24 protein-coding genes and 1 pseudogene are annotated in these 20,502 nt (G+C 69.0%); 10 read left to right on the top strand and 15 right to left on the bottom strand.

What is annotated here, in order from left to right; translation table 11 throughout:
• Positions 1–732 precede the first annotated feature (732 nt).
• Both ABZ484_RS34640 and ABZ484_RS34635 read right to left on the bottom strand, forming a co-directional pair.
• Positions 733–1,080, bottom strand: a complete 348-nt coding sequence (locus ABZ484_RS34640; RefSeq protein WP_358869930.1) for a MerR family transcriptional regulator — start codon at positions 1,078–1,080, stop codon at positions 733–735.
• A 21-nt stretch (positions 1,081–1,101) separates the two neighbouring features.
• Positions 1,102–2,040 carry an aldo/keto reductase gene (locus tag ABZ484_RS34635; RefSeq protein ID WP_358869929.1) on the bottom strand — a complete coding sequence of 313 codons (939 nt, stop codon included), beginning with the start codon at positions 2,038–2,040 and terminating at the stop codon, positions 1,102–1,104.
• Between the two features lie 605 nt (positions 2,041–2,645).
• On the opposite strand from ABZ484_RS34635, the gene ABZ484_RS34630 reads away from it, so the two are divergent.
• Positions 2,646–3,026, top strand: coding sequence for a YidB family protein (locus ABZ484_RS34630; RefSeq protein ID WP_358869928.1), 381 nt, complete (start codon positions 2,646–2,648; stop codon positions 3,024–3,026).
• A 641-nt stretch (positions 3,027–3,667) separates the two neighbouring features.
• Here ABZ484_RS34630 and ABZ484_RS34625 read toward each other — a convergent pair.
• Positions 3,668–4,213 carry a hypothetical protein gene (locus tag ABZ484_RS34625; RefSeq protein ID WP_358869927.1) on the bottom strand — a complete coding sequence of 182 codons (546 nt, stop codon included), beginning with the start codon at positions 4,211–4,213 and terminating at the stop codon, positions 3,668–3,670.
• A gap of 1,262 nt (positions 4,214–5,475) precedes the next feature.
• Here ABZ484_RS34625 and ABZ484_RS34620 point away from each other — a divergent pair.
• Positions 5,476–6,423 carry a hypothetical protein gene (locus tag ABZ484_RS34620; protein WP_358869926.1) on the top strand — a complete coding sequence of 316 codons (948 nt, stop codon included), beginning with the start codon at positions 5,476–5,478 and terminating at the stop codon, positions 6,421–6,423.
• A 519-nt stretch (positions 6,424–6,942) separates the two neighbouring features.
• Here the strand turns inward: ABZ484_RS34620 and ABZ484_RS34615 are convergent.
• From ABZ484_RS34615 to ABZ484_RS34590, 6 genes and pseudogenes are all read right to left on the bottom strand, one after another.
• Positions 6,943–7,293 (bottom strand): annotated as a pseudogene (locus ABZ484_RS34615) (STAS domain-containing protein); the annotation flags it as partial.
• A gap of 645 nt (positions 7,294–7,938) precedes the next feature.
• Positions 7,939–8,295 carry an STAS domain-containing protein gene (locus ABZ484_RS34610; protein WP_358869925.1) on the bottom strand — a complete coding sequence of 119 codons (357 nt, stop codon included), beginning with the start codon at positions 8,293–8,295 and terminating at the stop codon, positions 7,939–7,941.
• A gap of 344 nt (positions 8,296–8,639) precedes the next feature.
• On the bottom strand, positions 8,640–8,795 hold the full coding sequence (locus tag ABZ484_RS34605) for a DUF6131 family protein (RefSeq protein ID WP_358869933.1): 156 nt from the start codon (positions 8,793–8,795) through the stop codon (positions 8,640–8,642).
• A 31-nt stretch (positions 8,796–8,826) separates the two neighbouring features.
• The gene (locus ABZ484_RS34600; RefSeq protein WP_358869924.1) at positions 8,827–9,309 is read right to left on the bottom strand and encodes a hypothetical protein; all 483 of its coding nucleotides are present in this window, start codon (positions 9,307–9,309) and stop codon (positions 8,827–8,829) included.
• Positions 9,310–9,364: 55 nt separating this feature from the next.
• Positions 9,365–9,919 (bottom strand): hypothetical protein, encoded by a 555-nt coding sequence (locus ABZ484_RS34595; protein ID WP_358869923.1) that lies wholly within the window; start codon positions 9,917–9,919, stop codon positions 9,365–9,367.
• A gap of 178 nt (positions 9,920–10,097) precedes the next feature.
• Positions 10,098–10,307, bottom strand: a complete 210-nt coding sequence (locus ABZ484_RS34590; RefSeq protein ID WP_358869922.1) for a hypothetical protein — start codon at positions 10,305–10,307, stop codon at positions 10,098–10,100.
• Between the two features lie 23 nt (positions 10,308–10,330).
• Between ABZ484_RS34590 and ABZ484_RS34585 the strand changes: the two genes are divergently transcribed.
• Entirely contained in the window at positions 10,331–10,669 is a 339-nt protein-coding gene (locus tag ABZ484_RS34585; protein WP_358869921.1) for a DUF6233 domain-containing protein, read from the top strand.
• Positions 10,670–10,676: 7 nt separating this feature from the next.
• On the opposite strand, the gene ABZ484_RS34580 is transcribed toward ABZ484_RS34585, so the two are convergent.
• The gene (locus ABZ484_RS34580) at positions 10,677–11,657 is read right to left on the bottom strand and encodes a LysR family transcriptional regulator (protein WP_358869920.1); all 981 of its coding nucleotides are present in this window, start codon (positions 11,655–11,657) and stop codon (positions 10,677–10,679) included.
• 71 nt (positions 11,658–11,728) lie between these two features.
• Between ABZ484_RS34580 and ABZ484_RS34575 the strand changes: the two genes are divergently transcribed.
• Positions 11,729–12,616, top strand: coding sequence for an SDR family NAD(P)-dependent oxidoreductase (locus tag ABZ484_RS34575; protein WP_358869919.1), 888 nt, complete (start codon positions 11,729–11,731; stop codon positions 12,614–12,616).
• Between the two features lie 51 nt (positions 12,617–12,667).
• Positions 12,668–13,597 carry an SDR family NAD(P)-dependent oxidoreductase gene (locus ABZ484_RS34570; protein WP_358869918.1) on the top strand — a complete coding sequence of 310 codons (930 nt, stop codon included), beginning with the start codon at positions 12,668–12,670 and terminating at the stop codon, positions 13,595–13,597.
• 37 nt (positions 13,598–13,634) lie between these two features.
• Here the strand turns inward: ABZ484_RS34570 and ABZ484_RS34565 are convergent, their stop codons facing one another.
• Complete coding sequence (locus tag ABZ484_RS34565) at positions 13,635–13,955, bottom strand: EthD domain-containing protein (RefSeq protein ID WP_358869917.1); 321 nt, start codon at positions 13,953–13,955, stop codon at positions 13,635–13,637.
• A gap of 4 nt (positions 13,956–13,959) precedes the next feature.
• Between ABZ484_RS34565 and ABZ484_RS34560 the strand changes: the two genes are divergently transcribed.
• Together ABZ484_RS34560 and ABZ484_RS34555 are read left to right on the top strand one after the other, a co-directional pair.
• A complete protein-coding gene (locus ABZ484_RS34560; protein WP_358869916.1) occupies positions 13,960–14,637 on the top strand; it encodes a TetR/AcrR family transcriptional regulator in 678 nt (225 codons plus the stop codon).
• A 51-nt stretch (positions 14,638–14,688) separates the two neighbouring features.
• Positions 14,689–15,033, top strand: a complete 345-nt coding sequence (locus ABZ484_RS34555) for a helix-turn-helix domain-containing protein (RefSeq protein ID WP_358869932.1) — start codon at positions 14,689–14,691, stop codon at positions 15,031–15,033.
• Between the two features lies 1 nt (position 15,034).
• On the opposite strand, the gene ABZ484_RS34550 is transcribed toward ABZ484_RS34555, so the two are convergent.
• Together ABZ484_RS34550 and ABZ484_RS34545 are read right to left on the bottom strand one after the other, a co-directional pair.
• Positions 15,035–15,544: a nuclear transport factor 2 family protein gene (locus ABZ484_RS34550; protein ID WP_358869915.1), complete on the bottom strand. Its 510-nt coding sequence runs from the start codon at positions 15,542–15,544 to the stop codon at positions 15,035–15,037.
• Positions 15,545–15,644: 100 nt separating this feature from the next.
• The gene (locus ABZ484_RS34545; RefSeq protein WP_358869931.1) at positions 15,645–16,214 is read right to left on the bottom strand and encodes a TetR/AcrR family transcriptional regulator; all 570 of its coding nucleotides are present in this window, start codon (positions 16,212–16,214) and stop codon (positions 15,645–15,647) included.
• Positions 16,215–16,347: 133 nt separating this feature from the next.
• Between ABZ484_RS34545 and ABZ484_RS34540 the strand changes: the two genes are divergently transcribed.
• The gene (locus tag ABZ484_RS34540) at positions 16,348–17,313 is read left to right on the top strand and encodes a quinone oxidoreductase (RefSeq protein WP_358869914.1); all 966 of its coding nucleotides are present in this window, start codon (positions 16,348–16,350) and stop codon (positions 17,311–17,313) included.
• Positions 17,314–17,768: 455 nt separating this feature from the next.
• On the opposite strand, the gene ABZ484_RS34535 is transcribed toward ABZ484_RS34540, so the two are convergent.
• Both ABZ484_RS34535 and ABZ484_RS34530 read right to left on the bottom strand, forming a co-directional pair.
• On the bottom strand, positions 17,769–18,107 hold the full coding sequence (locus tag ABZ484_RS34535) for a hypothetical protein (protein ID WP_358869913.1): 339 nt from the start codon (positions 18,105–18,107) through the stop codon (positions 17,769–17,771).
• Positions 18,108–18,253: 146 nt separating this feature from the next.
• A complete protein-coding gene (locus ABZ484_RS34530; protein WP_358869912.1) occupies positions 18,254–18,658 on the bottom strand; it encodes a hypothetical protein in 405 nt (134 codons plus the stop codon).
• Between the two features lie 573 nt (positions 18,659–19,231).
• On the opposite strand from ABZ484_RS34530, the gene ABZ484_RS34525 reads away from it, so the two are divergent.
• A complete protein-coding gene (locus ABZ484_RS34525; protein WP_358869911.1) occupies positions 19,232–19,504 on the top strand; it encodes a hypothetical protein in 273 nt (90 codons plus the stop codon).
• A gap of 324 nt (positions 19,505–19,828) precedes the next feature.
• Entirely contained in the window at positions 19,829–20,200 is a 372-nt protein-coding gene (locus ABZ484_RS34520; protein WP_358869910.1) for a VOC family protein, read from the top strand.
• Positions 20,201–20,502: the final 302 nt, after the last annotated feature.

Below are 20,502 nucleotides of genomic sequence, written 5' to 3'. Positions count from 1 at the left end.
CGTCCTTGCTGCCCATCCGTGATCCTTCCCGGCAGAGACCGCATCTCATGCCAGACGGTTCACACCAGGACATACACAAACTTCAGGACAGTCCCGGGCGTGGACCACGGCGCAGCGGCACGGCTGGGACAAGCTCCTGCCCGCCCAGCTGTGGCTCCCGAAAAGCGCGCTCGGACCGGAGCCAGCGGGTGATGACGAGCGGCCCGCACGGCGTTCCCAGAAGGCCGCGTGGGAAGGGAACATCACCGCAGCCCGGCAATTCCACGCCCGCGAAGGCCGCCTCGTAGTGCCGCACCAGCACGTCGAGGCCGTGGACGGGGCGTCGGCGGGGCTGGGCCGGTTCGTCACACCGCCCGCAGGCGAGCCACGACACTGAGCCCGCAACGACGCACCGACCTCGACCACCTCGGCATGCGCTGTTAGCAGGAGGCCTGGGCGAGGTCGGGTCCGCGCCGACTGAGCCGGAGCACGATAGTTGTCACATAGGCGGGCTTGTTGTCACCCACGGGGCGGCCGTTGTTGATTGCCTTGGCCGGTTGCTCAGTGTGGGCGTCGAGCAACCGGCTTGAGGGCCTGGTAGGAGAGGGAGGTCGTCTGTGTGTCCATCTGCCTGCCTCAGCCCGTGGCAGACGTTGTGGCGTCGTCGGCTCCAGACGGCGAGGAGTTCGGGATCGTGGGCGATGCGCGGTGGGTCGGGCGCGAGGTGAGCGCCAGGGGCATAGCTCCTGGCGCTCAGCTGTAGTAGGCGATCTTCTCGTCGAGGACCTCCATGGCCCGGCACAGCGCTGCCACCCGCTGCTCCAGGGCGGCACGGCGCTCGCGAAGAAAACCAACCCGGTCCTGCGGAGAGTGCTCGGCGCGCAGGATGGTGACGAACTCCCGCAGGTCCGCGATGCCGAGGCCGGCTTCGCGGAAGCACGTGACCAGGCCGATCCAGAAGACGTCGTCCTCGGTGTATTCCCTGCGCCCGCCGGCGGAGCGCCGGATCGGGCCTATGAGCCCTTCGCGCTCGTAGTAGCGCAGCGTGTCGATGGAGACGCCGGTACGGCCGGCGACTGTTGCCGGGGTGAGGGTGGTCATGGGGCTCCTTGGTAACCGCCGCTACCGCGCCTCGGCGAAGCGCGCCAGATGCTCGTCGTTGAGGCGTACTCGGCGTGCGGCGAGTGCCTCCTTGATCTGCTCCACCCGGCTTGCGCCGACAATGGGATCGATTCCCTGCCGCATCAGCCATGCGAGGACGACCTGGTTCCTCGTGGCCGAGAGCTCACCGGCGATGGCGTCCAGGACCGCGAGCACCCGATGGGTCCCGGGATGATCATAGGCGTGTGGAAGCGGCTTGTCCGTGCGCACATAGGAACCCCATATCAGCGAGCTGTACGACCACACGGTGAGCCCCTCCGACCGTGCGAGGTCCAGGTCCTCGGCGGTGAGCATGCGATGGCCGGCTTCTGGGACGGGGGTGAGCGGGCGCGGCTGGACGAGTGAGTACCGCAGTTGCAGGGCCGTCCACGGTGCCACGTGCTGATCGCGCGCGAGTGACCGGGCGCGCTCGACGCGCCAGGCGGCATGGTTCGCCGCCCCAACCCGCAGGGCCACTCCCTTCGCGACCAGCTCGCCGAAGGCACCGACCGTCTCCTCCAGCGGCGCGGTGCGGTCCTCGGCGTGGGCCCAGAGCAGATCGACGTGATCGACTCCCAGACGCTCCAGGCTCTCCTCCACGCCGGCGTGGACGGCGGGGGCGGAGAGTCCTTCGGCGCTTTGCGGCCAGGAGTGCGGGACGAGCGGGTTCTGCCGGACCTTCGTCGCGATCCGCACCGCATCGCGCGCGCCCGGACGGGCCCGGAGCCACGCGCCGATGAGGCGCTCGCTGGCGCCGCCTAGGCCACTGGGGTCGGTCCAGAAGGAGTAGCAGTTCGCTGTGTCGAGCCAGACACCGCCGTCGGCTACGAAGGAGTCGAGGATCGCGAAGGCCCGGTCGGGGTCGACGCGGGTGCCGAAGTCCATCGTCCCGAGGACGATCTGGGGGTCAGTGATGTTCATGCCGCCCATGCTCGGATCTGGAGCGCGCTCCAGGTCAAGAGCGGTTGTGGCGAACGGCCCGGCTGGAGAGCGGCCTGCCGAACAGGTGGCACAGGGCTGCTGGGCAGGGGCGCCATGCAGCCCAAACGGCGGAGCGCCGGAGCCGGTGCCAACAGCAATGCTTGCCCTGCTGCTAGTGACAAGTAGCACGCCGACCTGGTGACAACTGCCGTGCCTCGCCGCGCCGAAGCCTCAGGTCAGCGGTGGCCGATGGTGACAACCATCCTGCTTTGGCACAGCGCCCCACCGACACTGCCAACGCTCGCAGCAGCTGCTTGACCCCATAGCTTCGGTGCCGGTCTCGATGAGGGTGGCGTTGAAGGGGAGCCGGTCGACGATCGCTGTGCAGAGCTGGGGGCGGTGAAGGTGCGGCTCCAGCCGCATCACCCGGATGGTCCGACGTTGCGGCGATCGGGGATGCCCTGTGCTGGTCTGTAATGGAGCGTGAGAGCGCGCCGCCACAGCGAAAGGCCTGCGCCAATGCTTTATCGGCCCGGCCTTCCCCTTCGCCGAAGCGCAGCTTCCATCGCGGGGAACGTCGCCGGCACGACCATCAGGGAGTCTCCATGGCTGAAACCGCGAAGAACAGCAGCGACATGACGGAGGAGATGCAAGCGCTCCTTGAGGCCACGACGAGGGGCCTGAGTAGCGGCGGCCTCAAGCGCGAAGTCGACTCCTGGCTGGGTAGCGGCCCCAATGAACCGGTGACTGCGAAGCAGATCGAGTCCGCGTCGGGACCGAACAAGGTAGCCGCGGCTTGCAGGGAGACGGGGGTCAGCCTTGAGTCGTTTGCCGCCGTGCTCCCTGACATCATCGACGAGGTCTCACCCAGGGGAAAGGTAGAGATCTCATCCAGAAGCGCCATCCCCCCTAAGAGGATCGAGCAGTTCATCGACGACAACAAGGCGCTCATCCGCCGTATGTACGGCGACTTTATGCAGCCCTAGTACGGCAACAGTGTTTGTGCTGACGGGTGTGCAGGTGTCAGGGGCTGTGTCCGCGGCGTTTGTAGTGGCTGATTGCCAACGGCCATTGCGTTCTCCCCGTCAAGGGTGGCCGCCGGAGCCTGAGTTTCGCGGCCTCTCTCACTGGTCCGCTACCGCGGGAGCCGCGGGGAACCGTCTGCTGCACGGCGGCAGGTGGAAAGACTGCTGCCGGAATTTTGCGCGGCTTCATCGCCAGGGGAGTGCCTTGTCGAGCGGGCCGGCGACGCGGCTGGCAACATCACTGCCAGCCACGAAGGTGAGCGCTCCAGCGACCACCAGCGCAGGCTGCTGGCGAGCGTGGGCTGCTGCGCCACGGAGGGGATCAGTAGCAGCAGGGCGCCGGGCTCATCCGGAACTTGGATAGCTCAACGCCCGGAGAAGGGCCGCGACGCTGAGTACGCAGCGGCGGGCCGATCTTGATGAGCTCGGTCTGCGCTGGTGGGGCGCTGCGAGGGCGAGCGGGGAGCGCAGGGGTAGGGTCTGGGGCGGTTCCGTGCCGAACGCACTCGGCACGGAACCATCCCAGCAGCAGAGCGCGAGGGTGACGGCCAGGGCCTGGTCGTCGAGTGGGCCGGCGTAGCGCGGGTGACGCCGGGGCGCTGTCAGGAACCGCCGTTGTAGGGGCTGCGGATGATGCAGATCGTGGTGGTGGCGATGTCGAGGTAGCTGGAGTCCACCTGGGGGGCGTGCAGGTCCTGGTCCGCGCGGATGCCGGTGGGGAAGCCCGCAGCGGCGTCGTAGAGGAACAGGTTGTTGGAGTTCGGCGGCGTGGTTCCCTCTGCCTGGCCCTGGACGAGGACGGCGCGAGCGGCGTAGGGGCCGGTGATGTCGAAGTCGAGCAGCGGACCCTGTGGACCGGTGTGGACGGTGGTGATGGCGTCCCCGTCGTCGGCGAAGCTGAACCTCATGCCGGGTTCTGGTTGGATGTCGAAGAGCACCTGGTCGAGCGGCAGGACGTCCAGGCAGCGGTTGCCGTTGGCTGTCGTGGTGGGCGTCACGCCGGCCACGCTCGGCGCTCCGGCTTCCTGCGCTGTTGCCGGGCTGGTGGTGACGCCGATGGCCACGGTGGTGGCCAGACCGGCGCCGGCGAGCCGGGCGGCCCATCTCGCCCGCCGCGACGTGGACACTGCTGGGGTGGCTACTCGCATGAGGAGCACTCCTCCTTGATGCTGGGGGTACCAGGGGGTACCGGACCCTCAGGGGTACCGGGTATCTCCGGCGGGGTACTGTTCGTTCCCTTTTTCCTTCGGCAGTTCGAGCCTGGACATCCCGTCCACCGCCGGGCGTGTGCAGTATGTGCATCAAGAGACCGCCCTCATGCTTTACGACTCCTTTCCCTGAGCCATTCGGGATTCCATTGCGGCCGGAAAGGTGACGTCCATTATGGTGACGTGGCCGTATTCTGACGAGCCACCACGTATCGTCCGGATGCGCTGACGGTGAGGCTGCGCCGGATCCGAGATGCCCCCCCCACGGCTCACTCGGGTACCGCCTCAGACTGCCGCCCCCGTTCTTGTTCGGAGCGCGGCTTTAACCGGGCGGGACATGGACAACGTCAGTGCGCTGCTGCGCACTTCCTGCGGCTGACAGCAACACGGCAGGGCAGCCGAGGCGCGTGTATGCGCAACCTTGCGTGGTGTGCAGGTCGTTGCGCTCGCCCGTCGTCGCCGGGCGGGGTGATCCTGGGTGCAGTCCTGGTGGCGGTGAGCGGGTGACGGGAAGCGCCTGATCGTGGTCCTCCCGGTCGTGATGCATCCCTTCCGGCGTCCATGATCACGGACAGATCAGGGCGGCGGAGGGACTGTGCCGCCCTGGCGAAGCGGCCGGGTGCACGGCGCGCGCCGATCGTCCGGCCGCCCCGGGCTACCCATCCGAGGCGACCGGACCGATCCCATCTTAGGGACGAGATCCTGGAATCCCGCGGCAGAAGAACCGCTACTCCCGTCTCACAGGCACAGCTGGCGCATCCAGCCGTGGCTTGGCTTCTTCCACCCAGAATTCGAGTGATGCTGCGCTCGGGCCAGGGATTCACCCTGCCGCAGGCAGACCCCGTGCATGCCCCAGATGGCCGGGGACGATGACCGGTATGGTGCACCGGCGCCCCGGAAAATATTCTTCTCTGACTTGAGGACTATTGATCACAGCGCAATATGACGGTGTGTCCGGACGTCCGACAGCGGACGGGTGTGGCTTGATCATCGGGAGGTCCCGCGCAGGGACCGGAACATCACATCCATGTCCGCGGTGCCCTGGTTTCGGCATCCCGTGTCGAGGAGTCCCGAGCGTGAGACTGAACCTGCCACATGCGGTATCCCCACGACGTGGAGCCGCAGCCACCGCCAAACGGCTGCGGCGCCCGGCCCGGCGTAGCGCTGTCCTGCTCGCCACGACGGCGCTACCAGCAGCGCTGGTGTTGCCCCTGGCCACACCCGCCCAGGCGGCGCCCGTAACCGTCACCTTCACCCCCGGCGCCAACCAGCCCTTCACCGTCCCATCCGGCGTCACCCAACTGACCATCACCGCCACCGGCGCCGCAGGCCAGAACGGCACCAACGGCGGCGCGGGCGGGAACGGCTCCACCGTCACCGGCACCGTCACCGTGCCGTCGGGCACCACCACCCTCTACGTCAACGTCGGCACCGGCGGAGGCGCCGGCGGCGGACCGTCAAGCACCGGCGGCCCCGGCGGCGGAGCAAGCGACGTCCGCACCTGCGACTCGACCAACCCTGACTGTGTCCTCACCGGCGTCGCCGCCACCGACCCCCGCCTGATCGTCGCGGGCGGCGGCGGAGGCGGAGGAAGCGGTCTCAGCGGATTCCCCGTGCCCGAGGCCACCGGAGGAAACGCCGGAATCACCGGACAGCCCGGCGGCAGCAGAACCGACAGCGGCGGCGGCGGAACCGGCGGAACCCAGACATCCCCCGGCACCGGCGGAGCCGCATGCCCCACCGGCGGCACCCCCGGCACCCACGGCACAGGCGGTGCCGGCGGCAACGGCGGAGGCTCATTCGGCGGCGGCGGCGGCGGAGGCGGAGCCGGCTGGTTCGGCGGCGGCGGAGGCGGCGGCTGCAACAGCATCGGGTCCGGCGGTACACGCGGGCCCGGAGGCGGAGGCGGCGGATCGGACCACGTCCCGGCCGGTGGCACCTCCGCACCCGCCACCGGACCGGCCATGGTGACCATCACCTACGACCAAAGCGGCGGGAACAACGGCGGAGGCGGAGGCGGCGGCTCGATCCTGCCCATCAACCTCAGCGGCATCATCCCGATGTTCAACAACATCAACATCAACAACAACATCGACAGCCCCGGCGCCAGCAACACCACGACACAGAACTTCAACCTGAACACGCCCTGACCACCCGGCTCATACAGGCCACCGACGGCTCGCCCATCCTCGCGAGGACAGCCACACCCGATACCCGCCCTCCGGCCGCGCAGCGCAGGCACGTGCGACCGCACGGCTGAACGGCTGCTGAAGGGCGGTCCCGACGGATACCACCGGGACCGCCCCGCATTGCGCTCCGTCATCCACGGCCGCGACGGCAACGACCTGCTGTCCGCCGGCAACACCACCAACGCCTCCATCCGCGACGCCAGGCAACAGCCCTGGCCGACGAGCGCTGTGACACATCGGGGACGGCCGACGCTGAAGAGGTACCGATGCGCACTTCCTGTGGGTGGGGGCGGCGCGCACTGGAGCCCCCCCGGGGGTGGCCGGCTCCCCTCCCGCAAGCCGGCCACCCCTGGCGCGGCCCAGCGCGTGCCCCGGTCCGATGCAAGCCAGGCGCCCAGGTCTGGTCCCGCGTTCACGTCCGGGGCAACGGCAAAGGGGCCGCGGCCACCCGGCCAGGCCGCCACGGTGCGGAGCGTTCTGCGTCGCCGCTTCCACCGAGCCGTAGAACGCATAGACCCTGCGCAGCTCGGTCACCGTGAAGACCTTGAGGATCCGCTCATCGACGCACGTCAGACACAAGGAGCCCTCGCGGTCACGGATCCGCTTGGTGATCGCGACGAGCATGCCCAGACCCCTCGAATCCAGGATCCGTACTGGGCACAGGTCCAGGACGAAGTGACGGTGGCCCGTGCGAAGAAGCATGAAGACCGCTTCGCCGATCCTGGGAGCCGTGTGGACATCGACCTCCCCGCCGACCTCGACCACGGTCCAGCCGTTGACCGGATCGCAGGCCAGGTCCAGACGCTCATCGCGGAAGATGCTCCGCCGCATGACCCACTCCTCTCCGCCAAAGGGCGGCCCGGCCCGCAGTCCGTCACCGGGCCACCGGCCGGGCAGCGGCCCTCACGAACCTCCCTGTTGAGAGTGGTGGGCTCCACTCCTGACCGGGGACGGCGGGCGCCGGGGCCGGTCGGCCCAGAGGGTGTGTATCCACCCCATGCCGAACCCACCCAGCCTGCAACCGGACAACGGCCGGGTCGTTAGCGGCAGCCAGCCTCAGCGGAGCAGGCACCTGCCGGGGATCGACGGCGGGCCGTGCAGCCCGCCCCGCCCGGACCAGGCGCCCGCGACAAGGCTGAACGTTCTCCTCTGGTAGGGCACGGAAGAAACCTTGAACGTCGCCTCGTGCCACCTCGAGTGGCTGGTGGAACTATTCGCGCGCCGGAGGCGGCGGGTACAGGACGTGCCCTGAGGGCGATAGGAAACTGCCTTGGCACAGGAACCGACGCTCATGAAGGAGCGCGTGAAGCGTCCAACCGGCCAGAGGGTGAAGGATGCGGCCTGCAGGTCCGCTCGGGTCCCTGCGCCAAGGCAGACGCGGGGCACAGCGTCACCATCAGACTACGGCTGGTGCGGCCAGCCAGCACCCCGGCCACATCTGAGTGCCAGCGCTTCGTCGACCGACCATGAAGGTCTTTACAGGCGGCCGAATGCCGCCCTGGCGTCGGCTACGGTCGCGTACACCCGCAGCACCTGATCGGCGCGCGTCATCTCCAGCACCCTGCGCAGCAGGTCCGGGACACAGGCCAGGGCCACCGCCACGCCGTTGGCTTCGGCAACATGGCGGGCCCCGAGCAACACGTTCAGGCCCGCCGAATCACAGAACGACACCCCGGTCAGGTCCAGGACGACGCACCGGTCACCGCCGGCGATCAACTGAGCGAGCGGCCGGCGGAGCCACGGCTGGGAGCGATACGTCATGTCCCCGCCGATGCGGACCAGCAGGCAGCCCTGCTCCCGGATCGTCTCCAGCGAGGGAGCTTCATCGGTCACGCCACCCCAACGCCCCTGGGCGCATGCTCGAAAAACCATCCGGCACTCTCCGGTCTGCTGTGCCAGGGCTAGCCTGGCACATACCAGCCCGCGTCGTGCGGGGTCCTCGCCCGCCCCCCGTCATGGGGCACTCCCGCCCTCGGCACCTTGGCCACCACCCGGTGGCCATCTTCTACAGGTAGGCCGGACATACGGACTGCCGGCAGCGAGCGGCCCGGCCAGCGATTGGCTGGCCGGGCATCCATCGGTCGGGTGCTTGGTGGTGAGCCGTAGTTCTCCCCTGAGGGGAGGTCGGAGCCAGCAATGAGTCGGGCCCGATCGTCCGTGGTCCGGTTGCGGGCGGGCTACCAATAGTGACGTCGACCTGCGACCGCGTGACCGAGCGTGCCCAGAAGCCACAAGACGGCGCCGATCACGAGCAGGATGATGCCGATCGTCCACAGGATCGAGATGCCGAGTACGAACCCGAGGACCAGGCAGATGTCACCCAGGATGATTATGCCAGCCTCCTCTGTGAGCGGATGCCTTCCTCTAACCGGACATCAGGTGGCGAGCAGACGGTTGAAGAACGAGCGGTAGTCGCGAATGGCCACTCGCAGCTCTTCGGTATCCACCTGCTCGCCCCGGTCCCAACCCCTCAAGGTCGTGCTTGTGCTCGGCGAAGGTGGAGGCCAGCTGCTGCATGACATCCGCCACGAGGGTGTCGGCGTCGTGTACGGCATCGCGCGGATCGTCTACGAACTTGTTCTGCACCTCCTGCCAGCGCACCCGGAAGCCCTCCTCGTCATCCGTCGCCAGCAGATGCGGAGCCTCCTCCTCTGCCTGACTGCCCGCCTCCGGAGCCGGAGCCTTATCAGTTCCTCGCGGCTCAGCGGCACTCTCGCCGGGGAAGGCAGGAACCCCGGTCTGCCCTTCTGGTGCCTCCTCCGGCCGGCTGCGAGGCTGGGCGAGATCCTCTGTACTCAGGCCGGCTTCGCCGGTCTCACTGGGGTCGGTCCTGTCGTTGCGCTGCATGGTTTCCTCCGTCCCCAGCGCCTTCGGCGCCTCGGGTCGGGATCTTTGGGCCGCTTTAGGCCCGGGCATGACGGGCTTGGCCGCCATCGGCGAGCAGTTCGTCGAAGAGGGCGCGGTAGTGGACCATCGCTCCCCGCAGCTGCTCGGTGGTCACCTGGTGTTGGGCGCTGAGCGTGTCGACTTGGTGGGCTGCCCGGTAGTGCTCCAGAGTGCGGCCGTGTTCCACCGAGAGGTCCTTGAGCCGTTGCTCGAAGCCCTCGGTGGGGTAGCCACGCTCGCGCATCAAGGAGGTCACCAGCCGGTCGGCGTCATGCACGGCGTCCTCCGGCCGGTCCACGAACTCTTCCTGGACGCTGGACCAGTCCCGGGCATACCGATCCCGCACGTTGCTCGGCAGCGGCTTGATCTCCAGCTCATCGTGACGCCGTTCGCGCTGCCTCAGCTCACGCTCACCTGCCATACGGCCCCCGGCAGTCTCCACCGTCCGTTCGTACTCCGGGCCGAAGCGTTCACGTAGACGATGACGCCGCGCAAGCAGGAAGAGCGTCACCGCAAGGGCCAGCACCACCACGACGGGAATGATGATCTCGAGAAGTGTCCCTATCGACATGGGGTCAAACCCCCTTATACCTGCCGAGTTACACCCGAAATGCGCATACCCGCAGGATCTTCACCGAAACGCAGCCCGGTCGCGCAGTGAGCCACGACCCACGACTTCACCAGAGGGTGAGGGACAATCCGGCGGCCGTGGCATGTGTGATGCGGTCCTCGAACCACTCGGCGACACGCTACGGCCAGCTGGCCAGCGTCTCCTCGGTCTCCTCGTCGACGAGGACGATGCGGACGTCATGCAGGCCGCTGTACTCGCCGACCCAGCCGGACCATTTCCAGCGCGCGGTCGCCTCGCTCGGCCACCAGCCCTGCTGCACCACGCGGCCGCCGGCGGTCAGGGTGAGGTGATAGCGGCTGGGGTCGTTGCCGGTGGATTGCTGTCTCACCCCACCATCATAGAATCGAACATGTGAACGATCTGCCGCCGGATCTGCCCCGTCTCCGCACTCTGGAGACCTGGCTGTCCTACACCCTCGCCCGGGTCCGGCAGCAGATCGCGGCAGCTGAACGGCAGGAGCAGGAGCGGCAGCGTGGCATCGACGCCCGGCCGCCAGTACCGGACTGGATCCTCGAGCGCGGGCTCAACCGAGCCTCGCCGCCCCTCGCTATCCACGTCGGCGACTGCCGCATGGCAGGCAAGAGGTGGACGGCCGTCGACCGCGCCACCGCGCTGCGGGCACTCGCCGAAGGGGTGGAGGCGTGCGGGCACTGCCGGCCCGACGCTGAGCTCGGCTTCATCGACGGCTAGTGCCGCATCAGGCAACGTTCGCCCTGTTGTGACCACTGGCATCAGGTGAGCGACGCACGGGCCGGGGAGCGGGTGTGTCGGCGTCGAGGGCCGCCGCACGGAGGGCGGCTGCCACCCGGATGCTCGGGTCGGTCGGCGGGTGGGGAAGTCGGGCCAGGAGCAGGCGCCGTTGCTCCTGGGGGCCGCCGCGGACGGGCAGGACGCGGACACCCGGTGGCACGGCGGAAGCGAGCACGGCCGGCACGGTGGTCAGTCCGCAGCCCGCGGCGACCAGCTGGAGCTTGGCGAGCCAGTCGCGTGCGGTGTGGGCGATCTCAGGCCGCTCGTCCAGGCCCGGCCACACGCCCATCAGCCGGTCCTCTCCCGACGAGGAGCCCGCGATCCATCGCTGCCCGCGCAGGTCGGCCACGTCGACGAATTCGCCGCGGGCCAGTGGGTGGGTGGTGGGCACCGCCAGGCGGAGGGCACGTTCGGTGAGTGTCTGCAGCACGAGCGGGGGTGACTCGGCATCCGGCGGCCTGAACGGCGGCGCCGAGGCGAGCAGGGCGAGGTCGAGACTGCCGGCCCGCAGGGCGCGTACCAGCGCCGGGGTGCTGCCCTCCCGGCCGACGACATGCAGGCCGGGATCCGTGCGGCGCAGGGCGGCCAGGGCGCGGGGGAGCAGGACGGCGCCGGCGCTGGGGAACCATCCCAGGCGGACCGTGCCGGCCTGCCCCGGCAGACCGGAAAGCTCGCGCGCGGTTGCGTCGATCTCGTCGAGCACGGTCGTCGCGCGGCGCATGACGACGCGGCCGGCCTCGGTGAGCCGCACGCCGTCGCGTCGCCGCTCCAGCAGCTCGGCGCCCGCGGCCCGTTCGATCGCGGCGATCTGCCGGGACACCGCGGACTGGGTGTAGCCCAGCGACGCGGCGGCCGCGGTGAAGGTTCCCTGTTCGGCGACGGCGCGGAAGACACGCAGCGCAGTGAGTGACACATCCGAGAAGTCCATGACGTTTACGCATACTACCCTTGCCGAACTTTCGTTGGACTCATGGCTGTGGCGTTCCTAGCGTGGCATGCATGAACGCTTCACGTATCGCCCTCGTCACGGGCGCCAACCAAGGACTCGGCCGCGCCCTCGTCGAAGGGCTGGCGGCCCGCATGAACCCGGACGACCTGGTCCTGCTCACTGGCCGCAGCCACCAGCGCGTGCATGACGCTGCCCGCGAGGTCGCCGCGCTGCCCGGCACGCGCGCCCGCGTCGAGGGCCGGGTCCTGGACGTCACGGACACCGATGCGCTCAGCAGCCTCGCCGAGGACCTCTGGGCCAGGCACGGAGGGGTCGACGTGGTCATCTCCAACGCGGTCGCCCGGCTGCTGCCCGAGGAGTCGCAGGCCGAGCGGGCGGACGAGTTCATCGACGTCTCCAACACCGCCACGCACGCAATCCTGCGCTCCATCGGCCCGATGCTGCGCCCGGGCGGCCGGCTGCTCGTCGTGGCCAGCAGCCTCGGCACCCTCGGTCACCTCGACCCGCGGCTGCACCACTTGTTCGACGGGGCGAGCCTGGAGCAGGTCGAGTACGCCGTCGAGTCGTGGCGCAGCGCCATCCACAACCGGACCGCGCAGGAGGCGGGCTGGCCCATCTGGCTGAACGTGCCCTCGAAGGTGGCTCAGGTCGCAGCCGTCCGCGCGCTCGCCGCGGAACGCCGCGAACGCGACCTCGCCACCGGCACCCTGATCGCGTCCGTGTGTCCCGGCATGGTCGACACCGCCACCTCGCGCCCCTGGTTCAGCGACTACAGCCAGGCCCAGTCACCCGCCCAGGCCGCCGAGGCCGTGCTCGACCTGGTCTTCGCCGATCACGTCGATCCCGCCCTGTACGGCGAGCTGGTCCGCTTCGGCAAGGCCCTGCCCTGGCACGACGGCACACCGCCGGTGGAGCAGGACCGGATGCTCACGCCCTGAAACGCGCAGGGCCGTCACGCAGATCTTCCGTACTCAGCAAGGAGTTCACTCATGAGTGCCATCACCACCCCGTTCGGTTTCTCCAGCACGGCCGCCGAGGTCGCGCAGGGGATCGACCTCACCGGCCGCCATGCCGTGGTCACCGGTGCCTCCTCGGGCCTCGGCGCCGAGACGGCCCGGGCGCTGGCCGCGACCGGCGCGGCCGTGACGCTGGCCGTCCGGGACGTTGCGGCGGGCGAGCGCGTCGCCAAGGACATCACCACATCGAGCGGCAACGAGGACGTGCAGGTCGCACAGCTCGACCTGGCCGATCCCGCGTCCGTCACCGCGTTCGCGGCCGGCTGGCGGGGCCCGTTGCACATCCTGGTGAACAACGCTGGTGTCATGGCCTGCCCGGAGCAGTACACCGAGCAGGGCTGGGAGTGGCAGTTCGCCACCAACCATCTGGGTCACTTCGCCCTCGCCACCGCCCTGCACGACGCGCTGGCCGCCGACGGCAACGCCCGCATCGTCGTGGTGAGTTCCACCGGCCACCAGCAGTCACCCATCGTGTGGGACGACGTCAACTTCGCCTTCCGCCCCTACGACCCGTGGCTGGCCTACGGTCAGTCCAAGACCGCCAACATCCTGTTCGCGGTGGAGGCGACCCGCCGCTGGGCCTCCGACAACATCACCGCCAACGCCCTCATGCCCGGCGCCATTTACACCAACCTTCAGCGCCACACCGGCGGCCGGGGCAGCGGCCGCGTCCCGGCCGAGCTCATCAAGACCGTCGAACAGGGCGCCGCGACCTCCGTCCTGCTCGCGACGTCCCCGTTGCTGGAGGGCGTGGGCGGCCGCTACTTCGTCGACTGCAACGAGACCGAGGTCGTCGACCGCCGTTCCGGCACGCTGCACGGCGTCGCCCGGTACGCCGTCGACCCGGACAACGCCCGACGCCTGTGGGACCTATCGCAGGACCTGCTCGCAGACGCCGGCTGAAGCCGCGCGGCGGGCCGCCGGCGTCTCGGGGCGCGCCTTAAACCAGCTGCACCTGCCGGTCCAGGACGGCCGAGTGAATACCGACCGACGTGTCGCGCATGTATGCCTGCCGCAGGTCGTGCGCTTTTTGGTACGCCTCGGTGGCGAGTGCCTCGCGCATCGTCACTTCCGAGTCGAAGCTGATGCGGACGATGGCATCGATGGGCTCCTCGGCGCCGTCCTGGCCGGCGTCCGACAGGTAGTACTGCACGTACTCCCGCACCTGGGGCAGGGAGGCGTACGTCGGGCCGTACTCGTGCTCCATGAAGCGGCGGAAGTCCTCCGTGGAGATCTCGGGCCGTTTCCGGATCACCGTCATGAGCGTGAGCATCATCTTCCTCTTTCCTGAACACCCGTTCATTGCAGCGTACATTGAACGGGTGTTCAATGGCCTGGTGAAGAGCAAGGACGAGACCAAGGACGTCCGGGACCTGCGTGCCGAGCTGGTCGCTGCTGCGGTGGGCATGCTTGCGCAGCCGCAGGCCATCGCCGTGCCGTCGCTGCGGTCGATTGCGCGGGCCTGCGGGGTCGCCCCGTCGGCGGTCTACTGGCATTTCCCTTCGGAGGCGGACCTGCGATCCGCAGTCCTCGACGCCGAGTACGCCTCCCTGATCGAGACTGTCGAAACGGCGCTGGACGCCGCATCCGACGGCGCCGACCTGCTGGCGGTCGCGGGCGACGCGTACATCGCGTGGGCGCTGGACCACCCCGGCGCCTACCAACTGCTGTTCGAGAGCGGCGACGAGCTCCCTGCAACCCGCGCCGCGCACGGCCCACGTCTGCAGCGGCGGATCGTTGACCTGGCCCGCGGCGTCGACCCGGACGCCCCGTTCGCCGCCGCCCTGCTGCTGTGGTCCGCCTGGCACGGCGTGGTCTCCATGCGCCTGCACAAGATGGAGTGGGACTGGGGCATGACGGCACAGGAAGCGAACCGGCGACTGGTAGCGGCGCTCACGGCTCACCCCGGCGGACCGTCACCCGCCCCCGACAGCGGAACCTAGCGACATGGAACACGCAGAAACCTCGAACGGCGCACCTATCCGGACTGCTCCATCAGCCGGGTCGAGCACGCTCTGGGGGTCATCCGGGGTCGATGGAAACTGCTGATCATCCACCACCTTCTCGTCCGTGAGCCTCGCCGGTTCTCCGACCTCGAACGCGCGATCCCGCAGGTGACCCAGAAGATGCTGATCCAGCAGCTGCGCGCCCTGGAGAGCGACGGCGTGGTGCGCCGCATCGCCTATCCCGAAGTGCCGCCGCACGTCGAGTACGAACTGACCGCGGCCGGGCGCGCGTTGGCCGCCGCCCTCACGGCCCTGCACGACTGGACGATCCAGTCGGGCCACACCGGCGTGTCGCAGGAGGCGGGCGCTCCGGCCCGCCTGAAGCCGGGCTGAGTCAGGCGGTCGGGAAGGTGTCCATCCAGATGATCTCCAGGGTGCGGTGGACGATGCGCCAGCCCTCGGGACGCCGTTCGAGGCGGTCGACGAAGAACCCCGTCTGGATGAGGTTCCAGCCCCGGCCGTCCGTGCTGCCCTGGTGGGTGTGCAGGTGCTGAGTGCGGGCCAGAGCGGTGTCGCCCTCTATGGCGACCGTCGAACAGCCCTGGAAGTGCTGCCATTTGAGCAGTCCGCTCATGGACCCGTCGGCTCCACGCATCACGTCCACGAGCCTGCGGTAGGGGATGTCCTTCAGCGCCGAGCCGCCGGCCGCCGAGTAGTCGACCGTGGCCTCCGCGGCGAAGACGGTGTCCCACTGCTCGAGGACATCGTTGTCACCGCTCTGGTGGAGATCCTGGCCGAGGGCGTAGCGCACCATCAAGTCCTGGATCTCGATGCGGTCGGACACATACTGCAGGCGCCGCTCAAGAGCCTCGCCGGCTGGAAAATTCGTGGTGATGTGCGTCATGACGTCACCGTAGATCGGTACCTCCTGCCCCTGTAAGTACCGACAAAAAAGTAAGTATCCGTGGGGAGGCCCGGTCCTTCAGGTCCCGGTAGGGGGCCGGTCACGGAGCGGAGCGCAGGAAGGACAGCGCCGTGTCCAGTGCCGCTTCCAGGTGCGTGATGCTGCCGGTGGACATCAGGATGGTCACACCGCCCTGAACCGCGGCGACGAAGGCGGCCGCCGTGCGGTCGGCGTCCAACTGCCGGCCGACCGTGCCCCTGTCCTGCATGCGCTGGATACCGGCACGGAGGGCCGCCTGCCACTGGCTGATCAACTGGCTGGTCAGTGCCTGCGCGGCGGGGGTGGTGCGTCCGAGTTCGGTGATCAGCACGCCCAGCGGGCAGTTGACACCCTGCTGCTCGTACCGCCGCACGACCGCGTCGCGCCAGTCCTGCCATGCCGACCATGTGCCCAGGTCGCTCAGGTGGGGTTCCTGGTCCTGGAGGACGAGTCCGGCCTCACGGGCCGCCACCGCCAGCAGCAGCTCCTCCTTCCCGCCGGGAAAGTAGTGGAAGATCTGGCTCTTGCTGGTCGCGGTGCGGGCACGGATGTCATCGAGGGTGGCGCCGGAGGCTCCCCGCTCGCGGATCTCCTGTGCGGCGCCCTCCACGATGCGGCGCCGGGTCGCCATGCCCTTACGGGTCAGGCGCTGCGCGGCTGCGCCACTGGTGGTCACGGGACCTCCTCCACTCTCCGAGTTTGGACTTGCCGGTCCATTTTATGCGAGGGAGGGTGAAGAGCAGACCGAGAGGAAGGTGCGCGACATGCAAGCCATCGTCGTGGAAGAACTGGGTGGCCCGGACCAGTTGCGGATCGCCGAGCAGCCCACCCCCGAGCCAGGACCGGGACAGATCCGCGTGGACATCGCCGTGGCCGGGGTGAACTTCATGGACACCGGCGCCCGCCGGCTCGGTGCTGCCACCGGCGACCTGCCCTTCGTGCCAGGCGTCGAAGGCGCCGGCCGGGTGAGCGCACTAGGGGAAGGCGTGACCGAGTTCGCCGTCGGCGACCGAGTCGCCTGGGTATATGCCTACGGCTCCTACGCCCAGCAGATCCTGCTGCCCGCCGCCGATGCCCTGCCGGTACCCGACGACATCTCCGACGAGGTGGCCGCGAGCCTGATGATGCAGGGCATCACCGCCCACCACTTCGTCACCGAGGCCGCCGACATCCAGCCCGGCCAGATCACTGTTGTACACGCCGCGGCCGGTGGGCTCGGCCAGAAACTGACTCAGCTCATCAAGGCGCGCGGCGGCACGGTCATCGGCATCGTCTCCAGCGAGCGAAAGTCCGAGACCGCCCGGCGCAGCGGCGCCGACTACACCGTGGTGTCCACCGCCGACGCCTTTGTCGAGCCGGTGGTGGAGCTCACCGGCGGCGAGGGCGTGGACGTCGTCTTCGACGGCGGAGGGGAGACCACGTTCCGCGCCTCGATGAAGGTCCTGCGCCGGCACGGGCTACTGCTGTACTACGGCGCGGTCATCGGCGCGGTCCCCGTGGTGAACATGCGCGAACTGCCCCACAGCATCAAGGTCTCCTACCCGGTCTTCCGCGACCACATCCCCACTCGCGAGGCGCTGCTGCGCCACAGCGCGGAGCTCTTCGACCTGATTCGGCAAAACGTCCTCAGTCCGGGGATCGGCCGACGCTACCCACTCAAGGATGCCGCCCAGGCCCACATCGACATTGAGTCCAGGGCGACCAGCGGCAAGCTCTTGCTCTTTCCGTAGCAGGAGGCGCCCAATCCCCCGCGCGTGAGGCCGCACCTTGAACCATCCGACCCTGTCCGAAACATCGTTGCGGCGGAGTGTCCCGGGTGCGTCGGAGCGTCGGCTCTGTGCTGCAGGCGCGTGTCAGGCGCGAAAGCGCGGGGGTTCCTCGTCGGCGCGGCCGCGGGCTCGGCGCACACCAAGGCCGGCGCAACGCTGCCGGTTGGCAAACAGCGAGGCGGTCGGACTGGGGCAGTTCGTCAACAACGCCCGCCGGCGAGCCGCGACACTGAGCCCGCAACGACGGGCCGACCTCGACCAGCTCGGCATGCGCTGGTAAGGGCACGCGAGCCGATCGAAGAACGCAGGCGTAGGGTCTGGAACGGTTCCGTGCCGAACGCACTCGGCACGGAACCATCCTGCTTTTGTAGGTCTACGCGGCCGTTCGCCTCTTCGTGGTCGTCGCTGTCGAGCAGTTAGTCGGGGAGTTGCAGGAACGCTGTCTGCACCCGGAGCAGGTGGGTCTCGGGGTGGATTTCCTCGTAGCGGTCCAGGACCTTCTGGTGGCGGCCGGCCTCGAAGTCCCGGCAGGCTTGGTCGTCTTCGTCCAGGCCGCAGGCCAGTGCGAGCCTCGCGCCCTCCAGCAGGGCCTCCCGCTTGGTGGCGTAGACCCACACGTCCAGCCGCCCGCCGCCGCTGTAGCCGCGATGCGCCAGCGTCCACACCGCCGGATCCCGCGTCGTCTCCACGCTCCCGTCCGGCCGGTACAGGCGGGAGGAGACCTGCTGCCTGATGAACCTGGGGTAGTCGGCCACACCGGGCACCCTACGGGCCGCATTGCCACGGTGTGGGGCCGCACAGCCGGAAACCCATCGAAGCGGTGATCGGTCAGGTGCCGGGAAACTCCGGCCTGCCGTGGTCGGGACCGCCGGCTGCAGTCACGGCCGGGGCGTGGTCGGGGCTACTCGGTGATGTGGTCGAGGCCGGGGAGCTGGGGCGGGAAGTGCCGCTCCAGGATCTCCACCCACTGATGCAGGAGGACGAAGCCGTCTGTGCCGGCCTGCGCCTGGACCAGTTCGGTCAGAGCGTCGACGAACGGCTGGACGGCCGTGCTCGGCTCGATCGCGGCGGCGGCCTGCCGCAGGCGTTCGTGCGCGGCCGGGAAGATACCCTTGGCCCACGCGTCCTGCTCCTTGACGCGCCGGGTTCCTGCCTCCCAGTTGATCTGCATGATGGTAAACTGCGGGCAGTCGGGCGCGTGCCAGATCTCCATCGGCAGGCCGACCCCGACGCAGGCGTTGGCCGGATCCGGCCCGGCCTGACAGTCGGGACACACGTTCCGCTCGGTCTTCGGCGTCTCGCTCACCGCGGCGCCTTCCCTCCCCTGCTCCCGCTTGGAGGCAGAGCCTGCCATGTGGGATCGCCGGCCGACCAGAGCTTTGCGCCGTACGCGGCCACAAGAGCAGCACCGCCGATGATCAGCAGCAGGAGGGCGAAGGCTGGCGGTCAGGGCCTGGTCGTCGAGTGGGCCGGCGTCACGGTGGCACCCGGGGCAGTGCCCCGGGCCGGCGGCGACGGTGAGGGCGGCCCGGGGCACCTGACCGCCATGCTCACCCAGGCGGCATGCGGGTGTCGCGACCGCCGCGCCGCATGGGTGATCACGCCGAGGAACGAGACGGCGCCCCGAAGCGCACAGGGAAGACGGTTCGGGGTGCTGCGGGGCCGCCCTGCTGCAACGGGGGACGCCGACCGGCCACGTCGTCGCCGCAGCCCGGACCAGAGCAGTATTTGAGGCCTGCGGCGACGCGCTGATCATCAGTACCACAGCTTCCAACACCCTGTCCCGGTCGAGGACTCGCCCGAGAAGGACAGCGGCTCTACCCGATCGGGCGGTAAGTCCGACAGTCGAACCGCCGGAGAGCCCGCTTAGGATCCGCGCGTGGCACACACCTTCGACGAACTCGTGGAGATGCAGCGGGCAGCAGACGCAGCGCAGGCGAAGGTCGAGCAGCTGCGCGACCAGTACGGGCCGCCCACCCGCGAGCCGTGGAGCGCGCAGCAGACCGCCACGTACGAGACCGCGTGGCGCGCCTGGCGCGACCTCGCCCGCGACGTCCAGGCCGCGGTCACCGAGCACGCGAAGGAACAGGGCAAGGCGCGCAACGACGTCGAGGCCGACGTGAAGAAGCACTCCCGGCATCCGGAGGACTGAAGACACGCTACGGCCAGCTGGCCAGCGTCTCCTCGGTCTCCTCGTCGACGAGAACGATGCGGGCGTCATCAGGCCGCTGTACTCGCCGACCCAGCCTGACCATTTCCGGCGCGCGGTGGTCTCGCTCGGCCACCAGCCCTGCTGCACCACGCGGCCACCGGCGGTCAGGGTGATGTCCTGTCCCAGATAACTGTTGGCATGGTGGGGCTCTGACCTGCTGTGCTTACGGTTGAGTGGAACGAACGCGCTCTCTCCGTCCCGCTCAACGGTAGGCAGCCGCCTCTATGGCGTGCGCGAAAGTCCGCTGATCGGCTCGGAGGTCTCATGTCCCTGCAGATGGAACTGGTCGCGATAACACTCGATTGCCCTGATCCGCTGGCTCTGGCGGCGTTCTATCAGCAGGCCACCGGCTTTGAACCACACCCGAAGTCGGACGCTGAGTTCGCCGGTCTCAACCGTGAGGACGGACTCTTCATCGGTTTCCAGCGGGTCGAGGACTACCGGGCTCCGAGTTGGCCTGGCCAGATCGTTCCCCAGCAGCTTCACATCTGCTTCAAGGTCGCGGAGAGCCTGGACGAGGCCGAGGCCCGGCTGCTGGAGTTGGGTGCGGGCAAGCCGGATCACCAGCCGCATGGGGACAAGGCGCGGGTCCTCACCGACCCTGCTGGGCATCCCTTCTGCATCGTCACGCGCTGATTGGCGTTCTCGCGGCGATGAGTGTGGCTATGCCGCGGGGTTGCCGAGCCGATACTCGATCTCCGCAACCGTTGACCTGACGGTTTTCGTGAGCCAGATGCGGCTGGTGTCGCGAATCGGGCTCTGGGTGGGGAAGCGCTGGTGGAACTGGGCGATGCTGCTGAGGGAGACATGCCGGCCCGACGCTGAGCTCGGCTTCATCGACTGCTAGTGCCGCATCAGGCAACGTTCGCCCCGTCTCGCAGGGTGGGGCGGCGGCAGGCGCCCCTTGAATGCATCCCGCGTAGTCTCGCGGGGTGCAT

Source organism: Streptomyces sp. NPDC006393 (genome assembly GCF_040628575.1).
Taxonomy (GTDB): domain Bacteria; phylum Actinomycetota; class Actinomycetes; order Streptomycetales; family Streptomycetaceae; genus Streptomyces.
The sequence above is the reverse complement of the archived record's forward strand: the minus strand, read 5'-3'. Positions and strand labels throughout refer to the sequence as shown.

Coding starts and splice junctions, on each gene's coding strand:
- ABZ484_RS34640 (WP_358869930.1), bottom strand. CDS start 1,080: ATGACCACCCTCACCCCGGCAACAGTCGCCGGCCGTACCGGCGTCTCC.
- ABZ484_RS34635 (WP_358869929.1), bottom strand. CDS start 2,040: ATGAACATCACTGACCCCCAGATCGTCCTCGGGACGATGGACTTCGGC.
- ABZ484_RS34630 (WP_358869928.1), top strand. CDS start 2,646: ATGGCTGAAACCGCGAAGAACAGCAGCGACATGACGGAGGAGATGCAA.
- ABZ484_RS34625 (WP_358869927.1), bottom strand. CDS start 4,213: ATGCGAGTAGCCACCCCAGCAGTGTCCACGTCGCGGCGGGCGAGATGG.
- ABZ484_RS34600 (WP_358869924.1), bottom strand. CDS start 9,309: ATGCAGCGCAACGACAGGACCGACCCCAGTGAGACCGGCGAAGCCGGC.
- ABZ484_RS34595 (WP_358869923.1), bottom strand. CDS start 9,919: ATGTCGATAGGGACACTTCTCGAGATCATCATTCCCGTCGTGGTGGTG.
- ABZ484_RS34580 (WP_358869920.1), bottom strand. CDS start 11,657: ATGGACTTCTCGGATGTGTCACTCACTGCGCTGCGTGTCTTCCGCGCC.
- ABZ484_RS34575 (WP_358869919.1), top strand. CDS start 11,729: ATGAACGCTTCACGTATCGCCCTCGTCACGGGCGCCAACCAAGGACTC.
- ABZ484_RS34570 (WP_358869918.1), top strand. CDS start 12,668: ATGAGTGCCATCACCACCCCGTTCGGTTTCTCCAGCACGGCCGCCGAG.
- ABZ484_RS34565 (WP_358869917.1), bottom strand. CDS start 13,955: ATGACGGTGATCCGGAAACGGCCCGAGATCTCCACGGAGGACTTCCGC.
- ABZ484_RS34550 (WP_358869915.1), bottom strand. CDS start 15,544: ATGACGCACATCACCACGAATTTTCCAGCCGGCGAGGCTCTTGAGCGG.
- ABZ484_RS34545 (WP_358869931.1), bottom strand. CDS start 16,214: ATGGCGACCCGGCGCCGCATCGTGGAGGGCGCCGCACAGGAGATCCGC.
- ABZ484_RS34540 (WP_358869914.1), top strand. CDS start 16,348: ATGCAAGCCATCGTCGTGGAAGAACTGGGTGGCCCGGACCAGTTGCGG.
- ABZ484_RS34520 (WP_358869910.1), top strand. CDS start 19,829: ATGTCCCTGCAGATGGAACTGGTCGCGATAACACTCGATTGCCCTGAT.